Source organism: Streptomyces sp. 71268, from assembly GCF_029392895.1.
Classification (GTDB): Bacteria; Actinomycetota; Actinomycetes; order Streptomycetales; family Streptomycetaceae; genus Streptomyces.
Genome location: NZ_CP114200.1, coordinates 6,184,104 through 6,209,689, shown reverse-complemented (window position 1 = coordinate 6,209,689; position 25,586 = coordinate 6,184,104). Strand labels below are relative to the sequence as shown.

Here is a 25,586-nt window from a genome sequence, read left to right as displayed (position 1 = left end):
CGCGAGCGCGGGCCGCCCCCAGGAAGCCGTCATGCAGGTGTCGACCGACCGCGACCGGTTCAGGTCTTGCTCGGCACCCGCTCGTCGCTGTCGCCACTCGGCCGCTCGGTACGGGCCCGCTCGGCGGAGTCCGGCGTGGCAGCGGCCGAGGCGGAGGGTTCCGGCGTGCCGGGGACCACGCCCGCCGCCCGCGCGGCGCCGCCGCTGCCCGGGGCCGGCCGTGTCGACCGGGAGCCGCTGAGGTAGCGCATGCCGGGCTTCTCGACCACCTCGTACAGCACGGCCGACAGCGCCAGGCTGACCAGCAGGAAGCCGATGATGACGAGGACGGCCTGGCCGGTCTCCCAGTTCTTGCCGCGCCCCAGCCAGTCGTGCCCGTACAGCAGGACCAGCAAGTGCACCAGGTAGAAGGCGAACGAGCGCTCGCCGAGCCAGACCATCGGCCGGCTGGCGAACCAACTGCCCCCGCCGCGGATGTCGGCGTCGGCGGCGGCCGGGATCAGCAGCGCGATCGGGATGATGGTGGCGGCCACCAGGCTGTAGAGGTACGGGACCTCTCGCGCGGCCAGGTAGTAGCCGACGCCGAACAGCGCGATCGGCACGACCAGCGGCATCCGGAACCACCTGCCCTCGGCCACCACCCGGGCCAGCAGCATGCCGAGCACGAACTCCAGCGCGCGCACCGGCGGGAAGATGTAGACGCACCAGTACTGCTTAAGGCTCGCGGTGCCGTCGGGCAGCATCATCACCGGGTCCTCGGTGACCAGCTTGGCCACCAGCGGCACGCAGATGATCGCGGCGGTCACGACCACGGCGGCGGGCCACAGGTGCGAGGCGCGGATGCGGGAGACGCCCATCCACAGCACGGGAAAGGCCAGGTAGAAGAAGAGTTCGCAGGCCAGCGACCAACTGACGGCGTTGCCGCTGAGGAACACGTCGTACTCGGGCCACCAGGAGTGGATCAGCGACAGGTTGGTGATCGCCTCGTCCGCGTCGACCGTGCCCGCCGCGGCCAGCATCCCGTCGGTGCGCGAGATCAGCCAGAAGGCCACCAGGGCGGTCACGAGGTGCCCGGGGTAGACCTTGGCGATCCGCCGACGCCAGAACCCGGGCGCGCGCTCGCCCTCGCGGCGCGACCAGGCGAGGACGAACCCGCTGAGCACGAAGAAGAACGAGACGCCGATCCAGCCGGCCTTGTTCACGACGTCGGCGTAGTCGCCCTGCACCTCGGGATCGCGGAAGAAGCGCTCCCAGGCGACGTGGAAGGCGAAGACCATCAGCGCCGCGATGAAGCGCATGCCGGTCAGCGAGGGCAGGCGGGAAGTTCGTTGGTGTGTGGGGGTCATGGTGTGGTGCTCCCTAGTGGCCCGGCGCGTGGCCGGCTCGGTGTGTCGGTGGTGACCGGCTCAGGCGCGTAGGGCCCGATCGGTGAGGGCCGACGCCGCCCCGGTGTAGCGGGCGGGGTCGAGCAGCTCGTTGATCTCCTCCTGGTCGAGGTGGGCGGTGACGTCGGGCAGTTCGGCGAGGACCGCGCCCAGCCCGCTTCCGCGCTCGGCGGCGGTACGGGCCGCCGCGCCGAGCACGGCCTTGGCCCGCGCCTTGCCCAGGTGCGGGGTGAGTACGGCGGCGAGGCGCTCGGAGACGATCTGCCCGTCGGTCAGGTCGAGGTTGGCGCGCATCCGCTCCGGGTGCGGCTCAAGGCCCGTCAGGAGTTCGGCGGCGGTGTGCGCGGCGCCGCCGGCCAGCCGCAGGCACTCGCGCAGCGGCTGCCACTCGGCGTGCCAGGCGCCGCCGGAGCGCTCGTCCTCGGTGAGCATGCAGCCGTACAACCCGGCTGCCAACTGCGGCAGTTGCAGGGCGGCCGAGCGGATCAGGGTGGCCAGCACGGGGTTGCGCTTGTGCGGCATGGCCGACGACGCGCCGCGCCCGGCCGGCCCCGGCTCGCTGACCTCGCCGACCTCGGTGCGGGCCAGCGACTGCACGTCCACGGCGATCTTGCCGAGCGCGCCGGCCAGGAACGAGGTGGCCGCCGCGACGTCCGCCAGCGGGGTGCGCAGCACGTGCCAGGGCAACAGCGGTACGGCCAGGCCCAGTTCCTCGGCGTACGCGGCGGTCAGGGCCTCGCCGTACGCGGCGGCCTCGGCCCGCCGCCGCTCCCGGGCGGCGCCGTCCCCGGTGTCCCCGTGGCCCGCGTACTCCAGGTAGCCGGCCAGCGTGCCGGCGGCGCCGCCTAGCTCCACCGGCAGCGTGTCGGCCAGCGTCTGGAGGCGGTGGGTGGCCTGGCGGACCAGGTCGAGCCAGCCGGCCGCCTTGAGCCCGAACGTGGTCGGGACCGCGTGCAGGGTGAGGGTGCGGCCGGCCATCGGGGTGTCCCGGTGGTCGCGGGCCAGCCGCTCCAGAGCGACCCGGCAGCGGTCCAGGTCGGCCAGGATCAGCCGCACGGCCCGCCGGGTGACCAGCATGGCCGCGGTGTCCAGCACGTCCTGGCTGGTGGAGCCGCGGTGGACGTAGTCGGCCGCCAGCGCGTCCCGGTCGGCCACGGCCACGGTCAGCGCCTGTACGAAGCCGACGACCGGGTTGGCGGTCTCCCGGGCCGCGTGCGCCAGGGCCACCAGGTCGAGTTCCGCGTCGGCGCCGACGGCGGCGATGACCTCCGCCGCCTGGGCCGGGACCGTGCCCAGCCGGGCCTGGGCGCGGGCCAGGGCGACCTCCGCCTCGATCATGGCGCGCAGCCACGCCTGGTCGTCGACCTCCGCTTCGACGGGCGTGGCCGCTCTGACCGGGGACAGCAGTCCCGCGTCCAACGACCCGGCGGGTTCACCGCGGTGGGCTGTCATCTCGTTACTCGCGTCCCTTCGTGGGCCTTCGTGGGTGGGTGGGGTACGTCAGGCCGGGTGGCCGGGTGGGCTGTGGGCCGGCGGCCCGGGCGCGCTCATGCCGCGCTCTCGGTGCGGGCCGGCTCCGGGTCGGGGGCGGTGGCGGCGCCGCAGGCCAGGGCGGCCAGGGCGATGGCGTCGGAGTCGGTGAGGGTCACCGATCCCACACCCGGTCTGATGCCGGCGGCGGTGACCCAGTGCACGGCCTCGGTGGGCACGCCGAAGGCGAAGCGGCGCGGGTGCGGGCGGTCGGCGGCGTCCAGGAGGTGGAACGGGCGGGCGGTGACGGCCAGGCCGTCGGTCTCGTACCAGCCGCCGTCCCGGGTGGCGACGCGGTGCGCGCGGCACTGCCCGCTGGCCTGGAGGTGGCGCAGCAGCGCGTCGCCGGTGCGGCGCAGCGTGATGTCGGGCAGCCGGGCCTCGATGAGGAACCGCGCGCGCACCGTCGAGTCCGGGACGTACGGGGACCAGGCGCGGTAGCCGTCCTCGGTGACGTCCACGCGCAGGTCGGGGCCGATCACGCGCAGCACGCCGGCCTCGATCAGCGCCACCATCTCCTCGGTGCGCCGGGCGGGCGGGCCGATGGACAGGTAGGCGTTGAGCGGGGTGTACCAGCGGTCCAGGTGTTCGCGGTGGCTGTCGCCGTGCAGCCCGCCGTGGTCCACCACGAGCCGGATCTCGTTGCGCAGGTCGCGCAGCACGTCGAGGGCAGCCTTGTGCGGGCCGCTGACGTTGCCCTGGCGGGCCTGTGCGACGTCCTCCCGCAGGTGGTCCACGAGCCAGCGCTCGAAGTGGTCCGGGCCGCCGAACTCCTGGTCGCGGTAGGGGTGGGCGAGGCCGTCCCAGTCCCAGCGGTCGGCCCCGGATATCCCGTACGCGTCGAGCACCCGGGACTCCTCAGCGCTGTTCCAGGGCCGGTCCAGGTACTCCTTGCGGAACGCCTCGACGTCGGCGGCCCGGTCGCGGCTGGTCAGCAGGGCGCTGTAGTAGACCGTCTCGGCCTCCTTGGCGACCAGCGGCCACACCTCGGCGCGGAAGTCCACGCCCGGGCTGTCCTCGGGCCTGCGGTGCAGCTCCGCGATCTTCTCGGGGGTGAGCAGCAGCGGCTCGTGCCGGCCGTGCGGGCCCTTCTGGTTCTCGCCGCGCGCCTGGTACGGGATGCCGCGGCGGGAGCCGGCGTACAGGCGCGGCTCGCGGCCCGACGGCCGGTAGACCAGGCGGCCGGTCACGCGCTCGAAGACGCCGCCGCGGCCGGCGGTCAGCAGGGCCTGGTAGTCGAAGAAGTTCAGCCCGAGGCCGCGCAGCAGCACCGGTTCGCCGGCGCCGATCGCGCTCAGGTCGACGTCGGCCGGGTTGGCCGGCGGCAGGTAGCCGAGTCCGTGGGCGCTGGCCTGCTCGGCGATCGCGCGCTCCCCCGCGCCGGCGTCGGCGGGCAGGTGGCCCAGGGCGAGTACCACGGCGTCCAGCCCGTCCAGCACGGTGCCGTCGGACAGCGTCACCCGCTGGAGCGGCACCTCGTGCCCCGGCCGCGCCCGCGCGTCGTCCAGGGCGACGGCCCGGGCGGCGTGCGTGGTGAGGTGCACATGGGCCGGGGCGCCGGCGACGATCCGGTCGAAGACCCAGGTCAGGTACTGGCCGTAGAAGGCGCGGGTGGGGTACGAGTCGGGACCCAGCTCACGCGCCTCGGCGAGGGTGACGTCGCGGTAGGCCGGGTCGCCGCAGTCGGCGGCGCCGCCCGGGGCCAGCAGCGCCTGGGCCCACTGGTAGAGGCTCGGGCCCGGTTCGAGGGGGCCCTGGAGCTCGACGCTGTCGTCGGTGAACAGGGATATCTGTCCCGCGACGGTGTTCATGAGCAACTGCCGGGACTGGTCGACGCGCCAGACGCGGCCGGGCCCGGGCGGGTAGGGGTCGACGAGGTGGATGTGGAGCCGGGTGTCGCGGCTGGTCCCGCGCGCGGCGGCGCACAGGCGCTCTAGCACGGAGAGGCCACGTGGCCCCGCGCCTACTACGCACACGGCTTGCTGCCTGGAGGTCATGCGCGTCCGTCCTGCCGGTAGAGGTGGCGGTAGGTGGTGGTGAGGTGACGGTGGGGGTGGTGCTGACTGTTGGGGGGAGGGTGCCGGTGGGGCTGGCGGGTTCAGTGGGCTGGCGCTGTCGGTGGGCGCCGCCGGCGGGCGGGGCTCACTGGGCCGTTCACCGGCCGGCCCTGTGCGGCGCCCGGCGCATCAGGTGGGTCACGGCGTTGCCGATGACGGTCCGGCCCGTGTGCCCGGCGACGGTCAGGATCGACTCCGGGTGGAACTGCACGGCCGCGAAGCCGCGTTCGGGCATCTCCACGGCCATCGCGACCCGCCCCTCCTCCGTGGTCGCGGTGACCTTGAGCTGTTCGGGCAGCAGCTCGGGCACCGCGTACAGCGAGTGGTAGCGGCCCGCTTCGAAGGCCGGGGGCAGCCCGTCCAGGAGGAGGGAGTCGGTGGTGGTGCGCAGGATGCGCGAGCGCTTGCCGTGCACGGGCGCGGGCAGCGTGGCCAGGCGCCCGCCGAAGTACTCGACCAGGCCCTGGAGTCCCAGGCAGACCCCGAAGGCGGGGATGGCCAGGCGTTCGGCCTCGGCGATGGTGGCGGCGGTGGCGAAGTCGGAGGGGGTGCCGGGCCCCGGCGAGAGCACCACCAGGTCGGGCCGCCGCTCCTCCAACAGGCGCAGGTGGCCGCCGCTGCGGTAGGTGTCCACCTGGGCTCCGGTCTCGCGGAAGTACCCCGCCAGGCAGTGCACGAAGGAGTCGCGGTGGTCGACGATGAGCACGCTGCGCCCCTCGCCCGGCGCCTCGCGTACGTGCAGCCGGCCGGCGGCCGGCCGGTCGACGCTGTCCTCCAGCACCTCGAGCAGCGTCCTGGCCTTGAGTTCGGTCTCCTGCTCCTCGTCCTCGGGCCGCGAGTCGTGCAGCAGCGTGGCGCCCACCCGCACGGTGGCCACGCCGTCGCGCAGCTCGATGGTGCGCAACGTGAGCACCGTCTCCAGGCCGCCGTCGAAGCCGACCCGGCCGACGGCGCCGCCGTACCAGCGGCGCGGCGAGCGCTCGTGCCGCTCGATGAACTCGACGGCGGCCAGCTTGGGCGCCCCGGTCACGGTGACCGCCCACAGATGGGCCATCAGGGCGTCCAACGCGTCCAGGCCCGGGCGCAGTTCGCCCTCGACGTGGTCGACGGTGTGGATGAGGCTGGAGTACATCTCGATGCGGCGCCGGGCGGTGACGCGTACGGTGCCCGGCACGCACACCCGGGACTTGTCGTTGCGGTCCACGTCGGTGCACATGGTCAGCTCGTTCTCGTCCTTGGCCGAGTTGAGCAGGGTACGGATGTGCTCGGCGTCCTCCAGGGCGTTGCCGCCGCGCCGGATGGTGCCGCTGATCGGTGACGACTCGACCAGGGTGCGCGTCCCGTCGGCGCCCGTGTCGCGGCGGACCCGGACGAACACCTCCGGTGACGCGCCGACCAGGAACTCGCCCTCGGCGAGGTTCATCAGCAGGTTGCGCGGGGTCGGGTTGCGGTGCCGCAACCGGCGGAAGAGCTGGGCCGGGCCGGCGCTGACCGCGCGCCGGAAGACCTGCCCGGGCACGGCCTCGAACAGGGCCCCGGAGCGGAACAGCGGCATGGCCGCGTCCACCACCCGGGCGTACTCGCCGGGCTCCAGGTCCCGCTCCCTGGCCGGCCGCCGGCCGGGCGTGAACGGGCAGGCGGGGGTGGTGCGCTCAAGGCCCTCGGTGCCGCCGCCCGGCACCCGGAACTCGTAGGCGTGCCGCAGCGCCTCGTCGCTGTGCAGGTCGAGTTCGTACAGCGCGTCCGGCAGGTGCAGCACCATGTCGCGGTCGCCGGGCGCGCGCCGCTGGTGCCGCTCCATCGGGTCCACCTGGAAGATCAGGTCGTAGCCGAACGCGCCGTACAGGCCGAGCAGCGGGTCGGGCCCGGCCATGCCCTCGACCAGGGCCCGCACGGCGGCGAAGACGCCGACCTGGCGGGTGCGGTCCTCCTCGGCGAACAGCCCGGCCGGCGGCGCGCCCTGCACCCGCACGCTGTCCCCGCCGCGCGCGGTGCCCCCTGCTCCCGAGAGGCCGCTGATCCCGGTGAGCGAGGGCACCCCGTCCAGGAGCGCGCCGAGCACCGGGAGCAGCAGCCCGCCCCGGTCGTTGAGGGCACGGAAGGTGACCTGGGCGCCGGACGCGGTGACCTCGACGGGCGGGTCGAGGTAGCCGACGGCCCGGTCACCGTCCCGGAACTGGAGCAGCCCGCGGCGTTCGCACAGCGCGTCCTCCAGGACGCCGCGGGTGGCCGTGGCGCTGCCGACGTGCTCGGTGGTGCGCACCACCCGCACGCCGGCCGGCGTGGTCCACCGCGTGGTCTCCGCCGCCCGGACGGCGGGCGGCTCGGCGGCTTCCAGCAGGGTCATCTCCCGGCTCCTTTCAAGCCCGGGTGCCGCGCGGGCACCCCGTGTCGATCACCGGGTCACGCGGTGGTGGTCCAGAGGAGGTCCGCGCGGGCGGACTGCACGTGGGTCCAGCCCTGGCTGAGTTCGGCCGGCGGGCAGACGTAGGCGGTGCGGGCGCCGGTGACGGCGCGGACGCGTTCGCTCAGCGCCATCTGGGCGGTCCGGTTGTCGGCCGCGTCGCGCTCGCCCGGAGCCACCGCGACCACGTCCACGGCCTCGGCCCGCACCAGTTCGGCCACCCGCGCCACGGCCGCGGCCACCGGTTCCTCGGCAGGCGCGGTGGCGCGCACCAGGACGCCGACCCGGGCGCCGGGCGCCGCCGCGCGCGCCTGCCGCAGGCGGGCCCGCGCGTCGCTCAGGAACGCCTCGAACGAGCCCGTCGTCGCGTCGAGTTCGACGACGACGGTGTCCGCGCGCGGCGTCGGCGCGACGGGTTCGTCCGCCGTCCCCACCAGCACCGCGTCGCCGGCTCCGGCCGGCTCGCCCGCGCGCACCAGGGCGGGCACCGGCTCGGTGGGCCTGGGGGTCCACGCGTGCCCGCAGCGCTCGGCGAGCCCCTTGTCGAGGCGCAGCAGCAGGTCGGCCGGGGACTGTCCGCTGCGGCTGAGCAGGCGCAGCATCAGCGTGCCGACGTCCAGGTCGGCGTGGTCCTCCTGGTGCTCCCACATCCGGCGGCTGGCCCAGGCCGCCCGCTGGATGCCGGCCACGATCGGCCGGCGCGCCCTCTCGTACGCGACCAGGGCCTCCTCCAGCGCGTCGGGGCCGGTCTCGGCGGCGTCGTGCAGGCGGCGGGCGAGTTCGGTGGCGTCCTCCAGGGCCATGGTGGTGCCGGAGCCGACGGAGAAGTGCGCGGTGTGCACGGCGTCGCCGATGCCGACGAGGCGGCCGTGGGACCAGCGGTCGGCGTCGACGTGCGAGAACGTCAACCAACGCGACCCGTTGCCGATCAGCCGCGCGCCCTCCAGGTCGGCGGCGAAGACCTTGGCGCAGTACTCCATGGCCTGCTCGTCGTTCCACCCCGGCGGCTGGGTGTGCCCGTCGACGAACCCACCGGCCCGGAAGGTCTCCGCGCTGATCTCCACCAGGAAGGTGGACTTGTCCCGGGTGTACGGGTAGACGTGCGCGCCGACCGGGCCGTGCCCGCCGTCGGCGAACAGGAAGGTCATCGCGTCGAAGGCGCGCTCCACGCCGAACCACGCGTACCGGCTCTCGCCGGTGACCTGGCGGGCGCCCCACCGCGTGGCGTGGGCCGCGCGGGTGCGGCTGCCGGCGCCGTCGGCGGCGACCACCACGTCGTAGCGCTCAAGGAGGTCGCTGGCGTCGGCCTCGGTGCGGTAGTGCAGTCGGGCGCCGGACTCGCGGGCCAGCTTCTGCAGGCTCAGCAGCAGCGCGCGCCGCTCGACGGCGGCGAAGCCGTGCCCGGAGGAGCGCACGGCGTGGCCGTCGCGGCGTACCTCCACGTCGTCCCAGCGGGCGCCCTGGTCGAGGAGGGCGGCGACCACGTCGGGCGCGGCCTGCCGCAGCCGGGCCAGGCTCAGCCGGGAGAAGACCACGCCGAAGCCGAACGTGGCGTCGGCCGGGCTGCGCTCGAAGACGTCCACCTCGTGGTCGCCGAGCCGGCGCAGCAACAGGGCGAGCATCAACCCGCCGGGACCCGCTCCCACGCATGCAACTCGCATCGTCCTCATACCCCCTTGGCCGGGGTAGCGGGCGGAAGGTCCGCCTCGCCACTCCCGCTGGTGTCCTGTGCGGCGCCGTCGGTCGGCGCCTGTGTGCTGGTCGAAGCGGCGTCGGCACCGCTCGGTCGGGCGCCCGGCGCGCCCCCGTCCGGGCCGGTGAGCGGCTCGCCGCCCGGCGCCGGACGGGTTGCCTCCACGCCCGTGGCCTGGGTGTCCGTGGCCTGAGCGTCGGTCGCCTGGGCGTCCGTGGCCTGGACGTCGGCGGTCGGCGTGTCGGTTGCCCGGGGTTCGGCGCTCGGCGCGCCGGTGGGCAGGGCCCCGGTGGTCGCGGTCCGGGCCCCGGTGGGCTGGTCGGCCGTGCCCGGGGCGCTGGTGGCCGGCTGGCCGAGCTGGGCGCGCAGTACCCGGCGCAGCACCTTGCCCGCGGTGCTGCGGGGCACCTCGGGGACGAACACGACGCGCGCCGGGCGCTTGTAGCCGGCCAGTTCGGCGACGCAGGCGGCGAGCAGGGTGGACGCGCTGGGCGCCGGCTCGGCCACGGCGACGAACGCGACGGGCACCTCGCCCCACTCCGCGCACGCCTCGCCCACCACGGCCACGTCCGCCACCCCCGGCTGGGCCGCGAGCACCCGCTCGACCTCGGCCGGGTAGACGTGCCGGCCGCCCCGGTCGATGACGTCCCGGAGCCGGTCGACGAGGTAGAGGTAGCCGTCCGGGTCGGCGTACGCGGCGTCGCCGGTGCGCAGCCAGCCGTCGCGCAGCACCTCGGCCGTCGCGGCCTCCTCGCCCCAGTAGCCGAGCATCCGCCCGTCGCCGCGCACGCACAGCTCGCCGATCTCGCCGGGCGGCACCCGGTGGCCCGCGCGGTCGTGGACCTCGATGTGGCAGCCGGGCAGCATCCGCCCCGCCGAGCGCAGCCGCAGCTCGGCGGTGGCGTCGGCGACGCCGGCGCCACCGGTCACCTGGGCGCGGTCGAAGAGCATGGCGGCGACGGGCCCGCCGCCCTCGGTGATGCCGTAGACGTTGCGCACCGGGCACGGGAGGCGCTCAAGGGCCTCCCGCAACACCTCGTCGGGGATCGGCGCGCCGCCGCACATCACCTCGGTGAGGGTGGCCAGCCCCGCCGCGTCGAAGGACGCCTCGCGCAGCACGGCGCGGACCATGGCGGGCACCAGGAAGGCGCGGGTGGCGCGGTGCCGGGCCACGTCGGCCAGGAAGCGCTCCGGGGTGAACCCGGGCTCCAGGACGAGGGTGCCGCCCGCGGCCAGCAGGGCGAGGCCGATGACCACGCTGCCGTGGAAGAGCGGGCACGGGTGGACCATGACGTCGTGCGGGCCGAAGCCCAGCTCGGCGGCCATGCCGGTGTAACAGGCGGACAGGGAGCGGTGGGTGACCGTCACGCCCTTGGCCCGGCCCGTGGTGGCCGAGGTGTGCAGGATGGCGTGGATGTCGTCCTGCCGGGGCAGCGGCAGCACGCGCACCGGCCCGGTGGCCATCGCCTCGTACGCGGGCGAGCCCAGCGTCACCCGCCAGCCGTCGCCGAACACCTCACCGTGCCGGTCGAGCACGGACCGCTCGGCGAAGACGCCCACCGGCTCCACGGTGTCGATGGCGTACGCGACCTCGGGCCCGGGGAAGGTGTGGTTGACGGGGCAGACGATGACGCCCGCCTTGGCCGCCGCGACGTACAGCTCAAGGACCTCGGCGCGGTTCGGCGAGCTGACCGCGATCCGCTCGCCGCGCCGTACGCCCCGGTCGAGCAGCGCGCTGGCCAGCGCGTCGGTGCGGGCGTCCAGTTCGCGCCAGGTCAGCTCGCGCGCGCCGGCGACCACCGCCAGCGCGTCGGGGCGCTGCTGGCGGTGGCGGCGGACGAAGTGCGCCATCCACATCAGGGGGCCTCCCGGCCGGCGACGCCGGGTGTGGCGCGGGCGACGGGGTCGGCCGTCTCCGGCAGGACGTTGGGCTCCAGCGGCAGTCGGTGACCCGGTGTGAGCTGGTCGGTCACGGCTTCGGCTTCCCCTCGTGGTGTGCGGGTGGTGCGGGTGGTGCGGGCGCCGGGTGGTGCGCGATGTCGGCGCCGCGGCGGCGGGCGCCGTCGTACACCGAGGTGGGCGGCGGGGCCGTGGGCCGTGGCGTGGGCCCCGCCGCCGCTCGGGTGCGCGTGGGCGCCGTGGGCTAGCCGCCGACCTCCGAGTCCCTGCGCGCCGGGGCCGGGGCGGGGGCGGCCTCGCCGCCCTCCCTGAGCCCGAAGCGCTGGTGGAGGCTGGCCAGCGGGCCGGGGGCCCACCAGTTCCACTTGCCGGCCAGCCGCATGAAGGCCGGCACGAGCACGCCACGCACCAGGGTCGCGTCCATGATCACGGCCAGCGCCATGCCCAGGCCCAGGATCTTCATGTACGTGATGCCGGAGACGACGAAGGACAGGAAGACCGTCGCCACGAGCACGGCGGCGGCGGTGACGATGCCGCCGGTGCGCTCCAGGCCGAGGGCGACGGAGCGGGTGTTGTCGCCGGTCAGGTCGTACTCCTCCTTGATCCGTGAGAGGAGGAAGACCTCGTAGTCCATGGAGAGGCCGAACGCCACGCAGAACATCATGATCGGCGTGGTGGCCACGATGCCGCCGGTGACCGTGAAGTCACCCACCAGCCACTGCAGGTGCCCGTCCTGGAAGATCCAGACCATGGCGCCGAAGGTGGCCGTCAGGCTGAGCAGGTTGAGCACCAGCGCCTTGACGGGCACCAGGACGCTGCCGGTGAGCAGGAAGAGCAGGACGAAGGTGGAGACGGCGATCAGCGCGATGCTGTACGGCAGCCGGTCGCCGAGCGAGTCCATGGTGTCGCGGAACGCGGGCCCGGTGCCGCCCACCTTGACGTCGAAGGGCGCGTTGGTGGCGCGGACGTCGCGCACCACGTCCTGGCCCTCGTCGCTGTAGGAGCCGACGCTGGGCACCACCGACAGCCAGGTGCCGTCCTCGCCCGCGTACCGGGCTGACTCCCTGGTGGCCCGGCTGACCTGGCGGCCCTCGGCGTACGAGCCGGTCAGCGCGTCCACCCGGGCGACGTTGTCGAGTTGGGACAGCGCGCTGGCGTAGTCGCCGATCTCGGCCGTCCTGGCACTCGGGTCGCCAAGGCCCTCGGCGACGACCATGACCGGCTCCATCTCGCGGGCCGTGTAGTCCTGCGAGAGCGTGGTGTTGACCCGGTGCGCCTCGGCGTCCTTGGGCAGCGCGCGCTCGTCGGCGAGGTTGAAGCTGATGCCGAGGAACGGGCCGCCGAGCACCAGGAGTACGACGATGACGCCGGAGGCGAAGGGGACCGGGCGACGCATCACCTTGGTCGCGACCTTGTGCCAGAAGCCGTCCTCGACCGACCTGGTCCGCTGCTTGGTCCACGACCACTTGTTGATGCGCGGCCCGATGACGGCCAGCAGCGCCGGCAGCATCACCAGGGTGGAGAGCGCGGCGAAGGCCACGACGGCGATGCCGGAGTAGGCGAAGGACCGCAGGAAGTACATGGGGAACAACAGCAGGGCGGAAAGCGACAGAATGACGGTGATGGCCGAGTAGAGCACCGTACGCCCGGCGGTCTTGACGCTCGTGGCGACCGCTTCCTCGACGGTCGCGCCCTTTCCGAGTTCCTCGCGGTATCGGCTGACGACAAAGAGGCTGTAGTCGATACCGAGTCCGAGTCCGAGCCCCGTTGTCATATTCATCGCGAACACCGAGACGTCGGTGAACGAGACGAGTATCTGCAACACCAGCATGGCGCCGATGATGGAGACAATTCCGAGCGCGAGCGGCAACAGGGCGGCGATGACGCCACGGAAGACCAGAATCAGCAGAATCAGGGTGATGGGCAGCGCGATGGTTTCCGCGAGCAGCAGGTCGTCCTGCGTCTGGACGTTCAGCTCGCGGTACGCCTCGGCCCGGCCGCCGAAGAGGACGTCCAGCCCCTCGAAGCCGTCCTCGTAGTGCGGGAGCAGCTTCTCCAGGTTGTCCTCCACCTCGTCCTCGTCGCCCTCCAGGTGGGCCAGGACGAGCGCGGAGTCGGACTTCTCACTGCGCAGCGAGGGGTCCTTGCCCAGTGTCCAGTAGGAGCCGGCCGACTGGACGCCGGGCTCCTCACTGAGCTTCCTGGTCAGTTCGGCGCCCTTGCGCGCGGTCTGTGCCTGGTCCGCGCCCTGTGGGGTCTTCACCAGCAGCACCAGGTTGGGCTCGCCGGTGCCGAAGCGGTCGGTCAGCGCCTTGCTCGCCTTGGTCGATTCCGCGTCCGGCACCTCGTACCCGCCCGACGACAGCTTGCTCGAAACGCTGCCGCCGAGCCCTCCGGCGACCACGCAGAAAAGCAGGCACAGGATGAGCACCAGCTTTCTGCGTCCGGTCGCCAGCGCTGCCAGCTTGTTGAACATCAGATCCTCCAGTGTGGAGCTTTCGGAACCGGCCGATTCGGTTCCGACGAGGGTGTGTCGGAGATGATCAGATCAGTCGGCCAGTGGCAGCGGGCGGCAGTCGACCAGAATTCGCTCGCCATTGGCAGAGACGTGATCGGCCAGTGTCTCTTCGGCCGTTCGGTCCCAGGCGAGTACGCGGTTGTGAATGGAACCTCGGCAGAAGTCGGCGAACTCCGGGGCGGTATTGCGCTGGCGTCCGCCGAGATAGGCGAGCACCGGGTCGAGCACCAGCCAGCGCCCCTCCTCGTACACCTCGGTCCAGGCGTGCTCGACGCCGATGAGGCCGAGCAGGAACCCCTTGCGGGTGCGGGCGCGCAGGCCGGCCTCCTCGGCGCGCTCGCGCATCAGCCAGGCGGAGACCACGCAGTCGGCCATCCGGTGGGCGAGCGCGGTGCGCGGCTCGGCGCGCAGCGTGCCGGGGATCCAGCCGTACTGGTAGACGCCGGTGGCCAGTTCGTCCAGGAGCTGGTCGTGGATGTCGCGCACGGCGTCGGTGCGCGGGCTGTCCACCAGGCCCCGGGTGGTCAGGCGGGCCTCGGCGGTGCCGGGGCCGTCGACGTCCACCCGCCAGTCGACGAGTTCGCCGCCGAGCACCTTGGGCGCCGGGGGCAGCGGGGCGACCACGGACTCGGGCGACCCCTCGACGGTGGCGGCGAGCCGCACGCGCCAGTTGCGGGTCGCCGTCCAGCTCTCCGGCTTGCCCGTGGCCAGCCGCATGCAGGAGCGCTCGCCGAGTTCGGCCACCGACCGGCCGGTGCCCGACTGCAGGCCCAGGTTCATCACGTCGTGGTAGTCGAACCGCGGGCCGTCCGGCGTCTCCTCGGCCGGGAAGCCGGCCGCCACGAGCTGCTCCACCAGGCCCGTGTCGCAGCCGAGTTGGTGGGCCGCCTCCTCCACGCCGAGCCTGGGGTCCCGGTGCCCGGTGGGCACCGGGATCATCTTCTCCACGCCGCGCTTCATGGCCTCGAGCCGCGAGGCCGGCGGGTCGCCCGCCGCGTTCCGGTGGTCGGTCGTCATCTTCCGGGCTCCTTGTCGCCGTTTACCGTTCCGCGAGCCGGGTCAGCTCGCCGGCGGCGAGCCGGCGCGCGACCTCGAGTCGCTTGACCTTCCAGGTGGCGGTGTGCGGGATGTCGTCCCAGCGGCAGTGCACCGGGTCCGCCAGCGGCGGCAGTTCCTTGGTCGCCGCCGCCCAGGCCACCGGGTCGAGCGGCAGGTCGCCGCGCGTGCACACCAGCGGCACCGGCAGCCCGTCCTCGACCGGGATCAGCACGGCCTCGGTGAGCTGCGGGATGCTCTCCAGGATGTGGTCCTCGGTGGCCAGCAAGCTGTCCACGCCGCTGGCGCGGTCCACCAGCCGGTCGTACAGGTGCAGGCAGCCCTTCTTGCTGACCATCCCGTAGTCCCCCATCGCCCACCAGCCGTTCTTCCGCTGGTCGGGGTAGCCGATGTAGCTGGGGGTGATGCCGCCGGAGCGGGCGAAGATCGCGCCGGGGGTCTGCTTGCCGAGGTCGGTGTCGCCGTCCTCGTCGCTGATGCGGATCCTGGTGTGCCCGAAGACCGGCTTGCCCACGCAACGGCCGTCCTCGCAGCCGCCGCCGAGCCTGTGCAGCTTGACGGTGACGGGGCCGGTCTCGGACTGGCCGTACGCCTGGAGGTAACGGGCCTTCGGCTTGGCGACCCGCAGCAGCGTGTTGATGGTCCTGGGGTGCGCGGCGTCGAAGGAGCTGAGGAACATCCGTACGCCCGCGAAGAGTTCGGGCCGCTCCTCGGCCACCTCCTCCCAGCGGATGAACACGTTGGGCACGGTCTCCAGGAGGCCGGGGCGGACCCGGGCCATCATGGCGGCGGCGTTGGCCGGCTCCGGGTCGACCATGAAGCCCAGCGGCACGCCGAGGGCGAGGATGGCGAGCATGCCGGACATGCTGCGCGCGTGCACCGGCGACAGGCACATCAGCAGCGGGTCGTTGACGCGCAGCACCCGGCCGATCATGACCTGTGGCTTGGCGTGCCCGGCGAAGCTCTTGACGGAGTGCACCACCAGCTTGGGCACCCCGGTGGTGCCGGAGCTGTGCGTGACCAACTGCGGCGAGTCCTGAGGCGGTACGGCAAGGGCGGGCAGTGGCGCGGGGTCGAGGTCGCCGAGCGAGCGGCCGTGGGCTCCGGCGTCGCCGACGTACCAGCGGGGCGCGGCGTCGGCGGCCACCTCGGCCAGGGTGCCGCCGGCCTCGACGGCGGCGTCGGTGACGATCGCGACCGGTTCGGCGGTACGCACCAGAGCGCCCAGCGAGGCCGCCCCGACCGCGTCGTGCACCAGCACGGGCACGGCGCCGATACGGGCGCACGCGAAGGCGAGCAGCGGCACGTCGAAGTTGGGCCGCTTGACGATGACGACCCGGCCGCCGGAGCCGACCCCGGCGGCGGCGAGCAGGCCCGCGGCCTGGTCGACGCGGTCGCGGAAGTCCACGAAGCTCAGCTCGGTGCCGGCGGCCGGGAACAGGTCGAGCGGGCGGTCCAGGTAGAGGGAGGCGCCTGGGTGGCGGCGCGCGGCCTCCGCCGGCGCGGTGGCCAGCGCCATGGTGCGCCGGCTCACTGGTCGGCTCCCTCGCGGACGGCCGCGCGGGTGTCGGGCTCGGCGGCGATGTGCGCCACCAGGTTGTCGAACGAGGAGACGGCGTCGACCGAGTCCAACAGGTCCCACTCGACGCCGAACGTCTCGTCGATGGCGTCGAGCAGGCGCATGAAGCCGGTCGAGGTCAGGCCGAGGTTCCACAGCGGCACCGTGCGGGCACCCGGCTCGTCCAGCGGCACGGCGCCGCCGACTATGTCCTCCAGCAGGGCGCGCAGCTTCTCCGCTACCGCTTCCGGGCTGTGCATTGGGGTCCTCCATTCACTGCCCGCGTGTGCTGGCAGGCTCGGGTGGTACGGGTGGTGCGGGCGTTTCTCGACAGTGCGGGCGATACGGAAGGTGCGGCGGTCGCGACCGCGGTGCGCGGGCCGCGACCGCCGCGGCCTGGCCGTGGCTAGGCCACGCGCAGGCGTTCGGCGGCGGGCTTGACCACGCGCCCGAGGCCGGCGCTCTCGTCGAACCCCCGCTGCTGGCGGAGGAAGTACAGGACGTACTCGGCCAGGTCGTCGATGCCCATCGGAGCCCGCGAGGCGTCCGCGCCGCACACCGCGTCGGTGTGCGTCAGGTCGAACGTCTTGCTGTTCTTCATGTGCGGGCGGTAGAAGTCCATGCCCTTGTCGAAGACGTCGTCCACGGGCGTGAAGTCGGTGGTGTCCGAGGCCCAGATGGGGCTGGGCAGGCCGACCAGGTCCATCACCGTGGTGATGATGTCGCTGGTGGTGGGCTGCTCGGCGTTGGCCAGGTGGAAGAAGGTCTCCGGGGAGTCGGAGAGCGCGATGGAGACCGCGTTGCGGGCCACCATGTCCACCGGCACGAAGTTCAGCCGGGACTCGGGGTCGGCCAGCAGCCGCACGGGCGTGTCGGGCAGCATCTCCACGCCGAGCCGGCGTCCGGCCACCCGCTTGAAGAGCAGCACCTGGCGGGCGAAGCCGTACATGCCGGACCAGTTGATGCCGTGCCGGGTGACGCTGTGCCCGATGACGATGCTGGGGCGCAGCACGCGGATACGCATCCGGTCGGCGGCGTCCAGGACCAGCGCCTCGGCCTGGATCTTGGAGCGCTCGTAGCTGTTGTTGGCCACCGAGGTGTCGGTGGCGCGCTCCTCGCGGATCAGGCCGCGCCGGGCGCCCGCGACGTAGGAGGTGCTGACGTAGTTGAACGTGGTGGCGCCGAGGTCCTGGGCGAGCTGGAGGATGTTGCGGGTGCCGCCGATGTTCTGCGCCTCGATCTCCTCGCGGTACTCCTCCTCGTACCGCAGCGACGCCGCGCAGTGCCACAGCTCGTCGATCCGGGGGGCGGTGGTCAGGTCGACGCCGCCGCCGGCGACCGTCATGTCGCCGCGGACGGCCCGGGTGCGCTCGGCGATGGCGGTGGCCAGCTCGGGGCGTCCGTAGCCCTCAGCCAGGCCGTTCAGCGCCTCGTGCAGGCGCTTGGTTGCTACCTTGTCGTCGCTGCCGCGCACCATGGCGTAGATGACGCCCTCGGTGCGCTCCAGCAGTTCCAGGACCACGGTGCCGCCGACAAAGCCGGTGGCCCCGGTCAGCAGACGGATCGTCATCAGTGCTTCTCCCAGGGGATGGTGACAGCGCGGTCGGTCCGCTCGCCGTGGCGGCGGTGACTGTCGGTCGGTCGCGTGGGTGCGGCGGGGACGGGCCTCGGGGGCGCGCGGGCCCGGGGTGGCGGCCGGTGCGCGCCGGACGGTCGGGCGGTTCTCGCCGGCCCGCTCCCCCGCCGGGTGGTGGATCAGGCCGTGACGTGCTGGCCGGCCGCCACCAGTTCGCGCAGGAACTCGCCGGTGGCCTTCTGGAAGCCGTCCGGGTCGTCGAAGAAGGGCACGTGGCCGGCGCGGGCCAGCGTCACGGCGCGCGATCCCGGGATGCGGGCCAGCGCGTCCTCGACGACCGACTCGCTCCAGGAGAAGTCGCCGTCGCCGAGGATGAGCAGGGTGGGCGCGGCGATCCGGGACAGCAGCTCGGGGTTGTCGTCCAGTTCGAGGGAGGCGAGGAAGTTCTCCTTGATGCCCTCGGCGGTGAACAGCGAGGCGAAGCTGTCGCGCAGCGCCAGGTAGGCGGGCAGGCCGCCGCCGTTGATGGTCTGGTCGCAGAAGGACATGGCGTACAGGTGGTTGAAGAACTGCGGGATGCCGCCCGAGTCCAGGCTCGCCACCCAGGAACGGGTGACCAGCTCGCGGCGCAGGCCGCCGTTGGGCGAGAACGCCGGGCCGACCAGGACCAGGCCCGCGACCCGCTCGGGGTACCTGAGCGCGAAGTCGCGCACGATGAGGGTGGAGATCGAGGTGCCGATCAGGTACGTCTTGTCCACCTTGAGGTGGTCGAGGAGGGCCTTGAGGTCCTCGACGTGGTCCACGAAGCGGACCTTCTCCGGGCCGGGCTTGGAGTTGCCCTGGTTGCGCAGGTCGTAGTTGATGAGCTGGAAGTCGCCCTCCAGCTGGGTGGTGAAGCCGTGCCAGAAGGGGCTCACCATGGCGAAGTTGTTGAGCATGACGACGGCGGGGCCCTCGCCGCGCACCTCGTAGCTCAGCTCCACACCGCCGTCGAGCACCAGCGTCTCGTGGTCGGCGTACCGGACGTCGAGTTGTCCGAACTCCAGGTCTGCCATGTCGGTTCGTCCTCCGTTGTCATCGCACGACTGCGCGGGTGCGTAGGCGCGCTCGGCGTGGTGGGCCTGGGCGGGGTCGTGGCCGTCAGCGGCGGGACTCCCGACCGCCGTGGGCCGGGTCGGTGCCGACCCCGGCGTGCGGGCCCGGGTCCGCGGCGCGCTCGGCCGCGCGGCGCACCTCGAAGCGACATCCGCTGATGTCACCGTGGCCCGCCGCGACGACCTCCACGTCAAGCCCTACGGGCACCAGCGGCCATCCGCCGTGTCCCATGGGGCACCCCCTGTCTGCTCCGCCCGCCGGCCGTGGGGCCGCCGCTTCGTCGCGGTCGGCGCACGGCCGGTGGGGGAGGCATGTCGGAGCGTTGTTCGAACGCTCCGACAGCGATCCTGGTGGCCGGTGGCCAAGGCGCGTTCAAGGCGTGGAAAAGGGGGGCCCGGGGATAGGGGTTGACTTACGCCGAGGTGCCCGCCGCTGCCGGCACGGCTCGCTCGCGCGCTCCGGGCAGTACGTGCAACGCGGCGGTCGCCGGCGCGTGTACGGGCACGGACAGCCGGGTCAACACGGGGATACGGAACAGTGGCACGGCGTCCGGGCCCTCGTGCCACATCTCCGCGACGCAGTGGTCGAGAAGCTGTCCGACCAGCATCTCCGCACTCCAGGCGTCCACGCCGAGCAGCGTCGCGGCGCGCGCGATGGTGAACGGCTCGCCGCCGGCGGCCGACAGCAGCGTCAGCGCCTCGTACGCGGTCTGGTCAAGGCGCGCGCAAGCGCTGGCAAGGCGGGCCAGGACATCGAACGAACCGGTGCGCAACTGGGCGATGCGGTGGTCCTCCTCGGCCAGCCGCGCGGCGAGGTCGGTGACCGACCACATGGGCCGCGCCGCCAGCTTCTCGCCCGCGGCGCGCACCGCGAGCGGCAGGTTGCCGGTCAGCCGCACCACCTGGCGGGCCACCGCCGAGTCCGCGCCGACCCGGTGGCGGCCGGCCAGCGAGGCGAACAGCTCGGCCGCCTCGTCGGTCTCCATCGGGCCCAGCTCCACAGTGGCCGCGCCCGGCAGCCCCGGCAGCCGCACGCGGGAGGTGACCAGCACCGTGCTGCCCGGGCCGCCCGGCAGCAGCGGCGCCACCTGGTCGGCCGACGTGGCGTCGTCGAGCAGGACCAGCAGCCGTCGCTCCGCGCTCCAGTTGCGGAAGATGCGCCCCAACTCCTCCGTGTCGTCGGGCAGGTCGACCACCGGGTGTCCGAGGTCGCGCAGGAGCGCGCGCAGCACGCACGCCGGGCGCACCGGGCGGTCGTCGTCGTCGTGCAGCCGCGCGTACAGCTGCCCGTCGGGGAAGAGTTCGCGCAGCCGGTGCGCGGCGTGCACGGCCAGCGCGGTCTTGCCGGCGCCCGCGCCGCCGAGCACGGTGACGATGCGGGGCGCGGACCGCGCGCCGGCGGCCGGCTGCGCCAGCTCCTCCAGGCGCGCCAACTCGGCCCGGCGGCCGGTGAAGTCGGCCGTGTCCACCGGAAGTTGTGCCGGCGGGCGGTGACCGGCCGCCGGATGGGCCGCGAGGGCGGCGGCGGGCGCGGCCCCGGCTGGCGCCAGCGGGGCCGGCTCGGGCCGCGTGGGGACGGTGGCGGGCGTGGTCAGGGCGACCGGTTCGGCGCGCGCCGCGGGCTGGTCGGGTTCGAGGGTCTCGTTGAGCACGTCCCACTGGAGCTTCTGCAACCGCTCCGACGGGTCGATGCCGAGGTCCTCGACGAGGTTGCGGCGCAGCCGGGTGAACGCGTCGAGCGCCATGCTGCGCTGGTCGGCCCGGTAGGCGGCGCGCATGAGCTGCGCCGTGAACTCCTCGTGCACCGGGTGCGCCGCGGTGAGTTGCCGCAGCTCGCCGAGCAGGCTGCGGTGCCGGCCGAGTTGCAGCTCGGCCTCGATGCGCAGTTCGAGGGCGCTGATCCGGGCCTCGGAGATCTGCGTGATCCGGGCCGCGAGCACCGGCCCCGCCTCAAGCCCGGCGAACGGGTCGCCGCGCCACAGGGCCAGCGCGGAGCGCAGCGTGGCCACCACGTTCAGCGCGTCCCCCTTGCCGAGGGCGCGCCGCGCCTGGGTGACCCGGCGCTCGAACTCCCACAGGTCCAGCTCGTCCACCAGCAGGTTGATCCGGTAGCCGTTGGGGCACGTCTCCAGCCGGTTGCTGGGGCCCGACGCGCTCTGCAGCGCCCGGCGGAGCTGGTAGACGTAGGTCTGTACGGTCTTGCGGGCGAGCCGTGGCGGCTCGTCCTCCCACAACTCCTCGATCAGCGCGGAGGTGGTGACCAGCCGGTTGGCGTGGATGAGCAGTACGGCCAGGGCGCGCCGGGCCATGGGCGCCGACGGCGTGCGGTTCTCGCCCCGCTCTCTGACCTCCATCGGTCCGAGCACCCCGATGCGCAGGGCCGTCGGCTCGGTATCGGGTGTGCCCGCATCGGGCAACGCGCCGTCCTTCATGTCTTCCCCCGTGTTGCGTTGTCACATCGCGCATGGCTCCCACCGACGACTCGCGGGGCGAGTGGGCCCCGCGGGCTCACATGGGTGGGGCTCTGCCGGCCGGTCGGTCCGGCGTGGGGCCGGGCACCGGGCCGCGGCGTTGGGCGCCCGCCGAGGTCGCGGCGCGGGCGTCGGATATCGAGCGCCGCCACGGCTCGCCCGGTGCGGGCCTGCGGCGCGGGGCCTGAGCGGCGAAGCGCCCGACGGCGGACGGGTTGGTGGCGGGTGAGGTGGTCGCGGGTGAGGTGGTGGCGTACGTGCCGGCGGCGCGCGGGGCCGCCGGGGCGGGTGTGCCACACCACCGCGCGGTGGTACGCGGCGGCGGGGCGGCCCGCGACAGCGTTGCCACGGATGGCCTGACGGCCTGCGGCGCGGGCGCGACGGGCGTCGCGAGCGGCCCGACGGATGTCGCGAGCCGCGCGGCGGTGGTGGGCTGCCCGCCAGTAGTGGTGGGAGGCGCGGCGGAGGTGGCGGGCCGCGCGATCCGTGTGCGGGCCGCGCGCACCCGGCCGGGGGCCGGCCCCGTGCCGCACCGGGGGCGGGGCGATCCACCGCTCACCGCCCGGGTGCGGGCCGCTAACCGCGGACGAGGTGGCCGGGTGCTCATGGGGCTGACCGTACGGCGCGCCGCAGATCGGCGCAGTAGCACCACCGGAATCGGGTGACTAGCAGGAATTTGCCGTTGCCTTCGGCGGCCTTGCCATTGGGCGAACGAAACGACTGGCAGAAATGCGGGGCGCGCTTCCCGCGCACGCCCGTACCGCCAAGGCCGGAGCGCGTTCCGACGTTGACGGAAGTGACGGTTTCGTCCGGTCGATCCGCGCCACGGGCCGTGGCGCCGACCATGGCGCGGGATAGTGGAAGAGAGAAACGAGAACGGTGACCGCTCGGTGCGGCGACACGCATCCCTGGACCCTCCATGTCTCGTGCTGACGGGTTTTCCCAGCGATCCCAGTAGCTACGTGGCCAGTTGGGTCGCATCCAGTGCGTCGCGCCGCTGAATCATGGCATAGGACCCGGCCGGATTTCCATGGTGATTCCGAGGCGCCGTTCCCCCTTCGCACCGAACAACGCCTTGTTCATTGCCGCGCCATATGACTGCCATCCCTCGTGGACCTCCAGTGTGAGCATCGGCACAGCCGCCGGCACCCGGAGGCCCACTCGCGGCCCGTATCGACGGGGCCGGTGTCCGTCGCCGCGAAATGCGCCGCCCCCGACCACCGGCCAGGTCGCGCGGGCCGCCCCGCGCCTGGCCGCCGAGCCGGCCCACCACGCCCGGCATCCACCACCCCACCAGGGCACATGCCACACCTGGGGCGCCCGGCGACCGCGTCGCGACAACCACCACGAGCCGCCAACGCCCCGCCCCGCCCCCGCGACCGACTCCGGGTTCTTCGCCCCCGCACCGGCGGACACATCGCACACGCGGAATCCGCACCGATTGGCCGGGTATGCCCGGGCCTTTCCTCACGACCCGTCAATTCCCGGTCGACCGGAGGGAACAGGCAGCGAAATCCGCCGCGTCAGCATCCCCGGCGCGGCGACATTCGCCGTCGCCGCCGGCCCCAGCGACACCCCTCAAACACCCCAGCGGGATCGCGTGAATTCCGGTTGCCGCGTTACGGGCGCCACCGGACGGGGAAGCCCGCGCAGCGGACATGCCGTGCCGAGCCATTCCTCGATCCGCATATCCAGCCGGGCGCGCGACGCGCACCCAGCACGGGACCGCCACTCGGGCGCCGCTCCGAACACGACACGCGTTACGCGCGGTTCACCGCGTCGCGCATTCAGCCGCCGACCCGATCTTACGTCAAATCCCTTACGGCAACGGCCTTTCCGCATGCTCGCGCCCGGCGGGCCAAGGCGCCCCACCGCCGCCCTTCGCCGAGAACTCCCACCGCGTGACCGGGAATACGGGCACCCCCTAAATCGCGCAATTCACAGGGCGCGGCCCGAGCCCTTCGCCACGGACGACACCAGCGCCGAGGACACCAACCGGGCCACCCCGGGCCACCCCTGAGACAGCCTGACCACCCCGGGACAGCCACGGCGGCCGGCGGGCGAGGCGCGGGCGTCTCGCTAGCCGAGCACCACCGCCGCGAACCCCGCCAGTCGCCGCCGCACCTCCTCCCCCGCCAACCCCTCGACCGTCACCAGGTGTTCCACGAGGTCGGCCCGGGTCGCGGCCAGCAGGACGTGGGCGGCGTAGTCGGCGTCGGGCACGTCGGGCAGCTCCCGCAGCACGTCGCGGAGGGTCGCGTGCCACCCGACGTAGTGCCCGGCCTGGTACGGGCTGGCGCCACCCGCGTCCTCCAGGGCCAGCGTCAGGTGCCGGTTGGCGAGCTTGAACTCCAGCACGGCGTCGAGCAGCGCCAGGGCCCGTTCCCGGGGCGCGCCCCCCGGGCCGAGCGGCGGCGGCCCGGCCTCCACGGCCTGTCGCAGCGGCTCGATCCGGGCCTCGACCAGGGCGCGGATCAGCCCTGCCCGATCCCCGAACCGCCGGAAGAGGGTCCCCTTGCCGACCCCGGCCGCCGCCGCCACGTCGTCCATCGAGATGCCGCGCGGGCGCTCGCTGCGGGCGAACAGCGCGTCGGCCGCGGCCAACACGGCCTCGCGGTTGCGCACGGCGTCCGCGCGCTCCCTCCGTACGGTCACGGAACCCTCCTCTTGCGAAGCGGACCAGCGGTCCGTATATTGCCGATGACACAAGCGGACTATCGGTCCGCATCGTATCGGACGGAGCACTTCCGATGACCGACCCCACGGCACCGGCGGACCTCTTCCGCCACGGGCTGCGCCTGCTGCTCGCCAAGGACATCGACGGCTGGGTGGCGCTGAGCGACGAGCAGGTGCGCGTCGAGTTCCCGTACGCCCCGCCCGGCTACCCGCGGCGGCTGACGGGCCGCGCCGAACTCGCCGCGTACCTGCGGGACTACCCCGACCACATCGACCTGCGCGAGGTCGCCCACCTGGAGATCCACGAGACCACCGACCCGACGACCATCGTCGCCGAGTGGCGCGGCACCGGCCGCGTCGTCGCGACCGGCGCGCCCTACGACATGACGTACGTGGTGGTCGCCACCGTCCGCGACGGGCGCTTCACCCACTACCGCGACTACTGGAACCCGCTCGCCATCCCGGACTCGATGGCCGCCGAGCGGACCACCGCGAGGAGCGCGCCGTGACCGAGCACGACACCGCACCGGCCACCCCAGCCACAGGGGCCAGTGGAACCACCCTGGTCACCGGGGCCACGGGCAACACCGGCGGGCGCGTCGTTGGCCGGCTCGTCTCGCTCGGGCGGCCCGTCACCGCGGCGAGCCGTGGCGCCACCGCGCCGGCGGGCGCCCGAGGCGCGCGCTTCGACTGGTACGACCCCGCCACCCACGACGAGGCCCTGCGCGGCGCGGACCGGGTGTACGTCGTCCCGCCGGTCGGCGACCCCGACCCGGCGCCGGTGGTACTGCCGTTCCTGCGCCGGGCGCGCGCGGCCGGCGTGCGCCGCGTCGTACTCCTCAGCTCGTCCGCGATCCGGGCCGGCGACCCGGGCGTGGGGCAGGTGCACGCCGCGCTCGACGACCTCTTCGAGACCTGGTCCGTGCTGCGGCCGTCGTGGTTCATGCAGAACTTCACCGGCCAGCACCCACACGCCGACAGCGTCCGCGGCGACGGCGTGCTCACCACCGCCACCGGCACCGGCCGCGTCGGCTTCGTGGACGCCGAGGACATCGCCGAGGTCGCCGTGCACGCGCTGACCGACGACCCGCCACCCACCGGCGACCTGGTCATCACCGGTCCCGAGGCGCTGAGTTACGACGAGGTCGCCGCCCTGCTCAGCGCGGTGACGGGCCGCCCCGTCAGCCACGCCCCGGTCGGCTTCGCCGACCTACGCGACCGGTTGGCGGCCGGGCTGCCGATGGAGTACGCCGCGTTCCTGGCCGGCCTCGACCGCGCCATCGCCGAGGGCGCCGAGGAGTACGTCACCGACACCGTGCTGCGCCTCACGGGCCGCCCGCCCCACACCCTCCGCGAGCACGCCGTCGCCCACTTGGGCCAGCGCCCCGCGCCGGCCACGCGCCCCGACCGCACGCCCTGACCGCGCGTTCTGACCGCACGCCCTGACCACGTGCGTCCGGTGACACGCCCCGTGGAGCAGCCGTGGTCGCGCGGGCCCGCCACCCGCTTCGAGCAGCCCTGACCGCGCTGCCCGGAACGGGCCGGGGCCAGCGCGGGCCGGTCCCGGCCGGCGCGCGGTGTGCGGACCGCCGCCGGCGCGCGCGCCGTGGCGACAGCGCGGGGGCGTGGCCGACGGCCGTGCGTTGTCAGTGGTCGGTCGTAGCGTGTG

General features: G+C 73.9%; 17 protein-coding genes. 2 read left to right on the top strand and 15 right to left on the bottom strand.

What is annotated here, in order from left to right; all coding sequences use genetic code 11:
* Positions 1 to 59: 59 nt before the first annotated feature.
* The 15 genes from OYE22_RS24605 to OYE22_RS24535 form a co-directional block, all read right to left on the bottom strand.
* Complete coding sequence (locus OYE22_RS24605; RefSeq protein WP_277322422.1) at positions 60 to 1,346, bottom strand: acyltransferase; 1,287 nt, start codon at positions 1,344 to 1,346, stop codon at positions 60 to 62.
* Positions 1,347 to 1,406: 60 nt separating this feature from the next.
* Entirely contained in the window at positions 1,407 to 2,837 is a 1,431-nt protein-coding gene (pcaB, locus tag OYE22_RS24600; protein ID WP_277322421.1) for a 3-carboxy-cis,cis-muconate cycloisomerase, read from the bottom strand.
* A 95-nt stretch (positions 2,838 to 2,932) separates the two neighbouring features.
* Positions 2,933 to 4,912, bottom strand: a complete 1,980-nt coding sequence (locus OYE22_RS24595) for an FAD/NAD(P)-binding protein (protein ID WP_277322420.1) — start codon at positions 4,910 to 4,912, stop codon at positions 2,933 to 2,935.
* Between the two features lie 157 nt (positions 4,913 to 5,069).
* A complete protein-coding gene (locus tag OYE22_RS24590) occupies positions 5,070 to 7,319 on the bottom strand; it encodes an anthranilate synthase component I (protein WP_277322419.1) in 2,250 nt (749 codons plus the stop codon).
* 56 nt (positions 7,320 to 7,375) lie between these two features.
* A complete protein-coding gene (locus OYE22_RS24585) occupies positions 7,376 to 9,037 on the bottom strand; it encodes an FAD-dependent monooxygenase (RefSeq protein WP_277322418.1) in 1,662 nt (553 codons plus the stop codon).
* A 5-nt stretch (positions 9,038 to 9,042) separates the two neighbouring features.
* Complete coding sequence (locus OYE22_RS24580) at positions 9,043 to 10,920, bottom strand: AMP-binding protein (RefSeq protein WP_277322417.1); 1,878 nt, start codon at positions 10,918 to 10,920, stop codon at positions 9,043 to 9,045.
* 292 nt (positions 10,921 to 11,212) lie between these two features.
* Positions 11,213 to 13,444 (bottom strand): MMPL family transporter, encoded by a 2,232-nt coding sequence (locus tag OYE22_RS24575; protein WP_277322416.1) that lies wholly within the window; start codon positions 13,442 to 13,444, stop codon positions 11,213 to 11,215.
* 72 nt (positions 13,445 to 13,516) lie between these two features.
* The gene (locus tag OYE22_RS24570; protein ID WP_277322415.1) at positions 13,517 to 14,503 is read right to left on the bottom strand and encodes a transglutaminase domain-containing protein; all 987 of its coding nucleotides are present in this window, start codon (positions 14,501 to 14,503) and stop codon (positions 13,517 to 13,519) included.
* A gap of 22 nt (positions 14,504 to 14,525) precedes the next feature.
* Positions 14,526 to 16,076 (bottom strand): class I adenylate-forming enzyme family protein, encoded by a 1,551-nt coding sequence (locus OYE22_RS24565; protein ID WP_277322414.1) that lies wholly within the window; start codon positions 16,074 to 16,076, stop codon positions 14,526 to 14,528.
* A complete protein-coding gene (locus OYE22_RS24560; protein ID WP_176161471.1) occupies positions 16,073 to 16,360 on the bottom strand; it encodes a phosphopantetheine-binding protein in 288 nt (95 codons plus the stop codon). The genes OYE22_RS24565 and OYE22_RS24560 overlap by 4 nt, the downstream gene beginning before the upstream one ends.
* 146 nt (positions 16,361 to 16,506) lie before the next feature.
* Entirely contained in the window at positions 16,507 to 17,670 is a 1,164-nt protein-coding gene (locus OYE22_RS24555; protein ID WP_277322413.1) for an SDR family oxidoreductase, read from the bottom strand.
* Positions 17,671 to 17,855: 185 nt separating this feature from the next.
* Positions 17,856 to 18,731 (bottom strand): alpha/beta hydrolase, encoded by an 876-nt coding sequence (locus tag OYE22_RS24550; RefSeq protein WP_277322412.1) that lies wholly within the window; start codon positions 18,729 to 18,731, stop codon positions 17,856 to 17,858.
* Between the two features lie 85 nt (positions 18,732 to 18,816).
* Complete coding sequence (locus OYE22_RS24545) at positions 18,817 to 19,002, bottom strand: hypothetical protein (RefSeq protein ID WP_277322411.1); 186 nt, start codon at positions 19,000 to 19,002, stop codon at positions 18,817 to 18,819.
* A gap of 181 nt (positions 19,003 to 19,183) precedes the next feature.
* Positions 19,184 to 21,202 (bottom strand): AfsR/SARP family transcriptional regulator, encoded by a 2,019-nt coding sequence (locus tag OYE22_RS24540; protein ID WP_277322410.1) that lies wholly within the window; start codon positions 21,200 to 21,202, stop codon positions 19,184 to 19,186.
* A gap of 2,118 nt (positions 21,203 to 23,320) precedes the next feature.
* On the bottom strand, positions 23,321 to 23,896 hold the full coding sequence (locus OYE22_RS24535) for a TetR/AcrR family transcriptional regulator (RefSeq protein WP_277322409.1): 576 nt from the start codon (positions 23,894 to 23,896) through the stop codon (positions 23,321 to 23,323).
* Between the two features lie 95 nt (positions 23,897 to 23,991).
* Here OYE22_RS24535 and OYE22_RS24530 point away from each other — a divergent pair, with 95 nt between their 5' ends.
* Positions 23,992 to 24,426, top strand: a complete 435-nt coding sequence (locus OYE22_RS24530; RefSeq protein WP_277322408.1) for a nuclear transport factor 2 family protein — start codon at positions 23,992 to 23,994, stop codon at positions 24,424 to 24,426.
* A complete protein-coding gene (locus tag OYE22_RS24525; protein ID WP_277322407.1) occupies positions 24,423 to 25,337 on the top strand; it encodes an NAD(P)H-binding protein in 915 nt (304 codons plus the stop codon). The genes OYE22_RS24530 and OYE22_RS24525 overlap by 4 nt, the downstream gene beginning before the upstream one ends.
* The last annotated feature ends 249 nt before the right edge of the window (positions 25,338 to 25,586 follow it).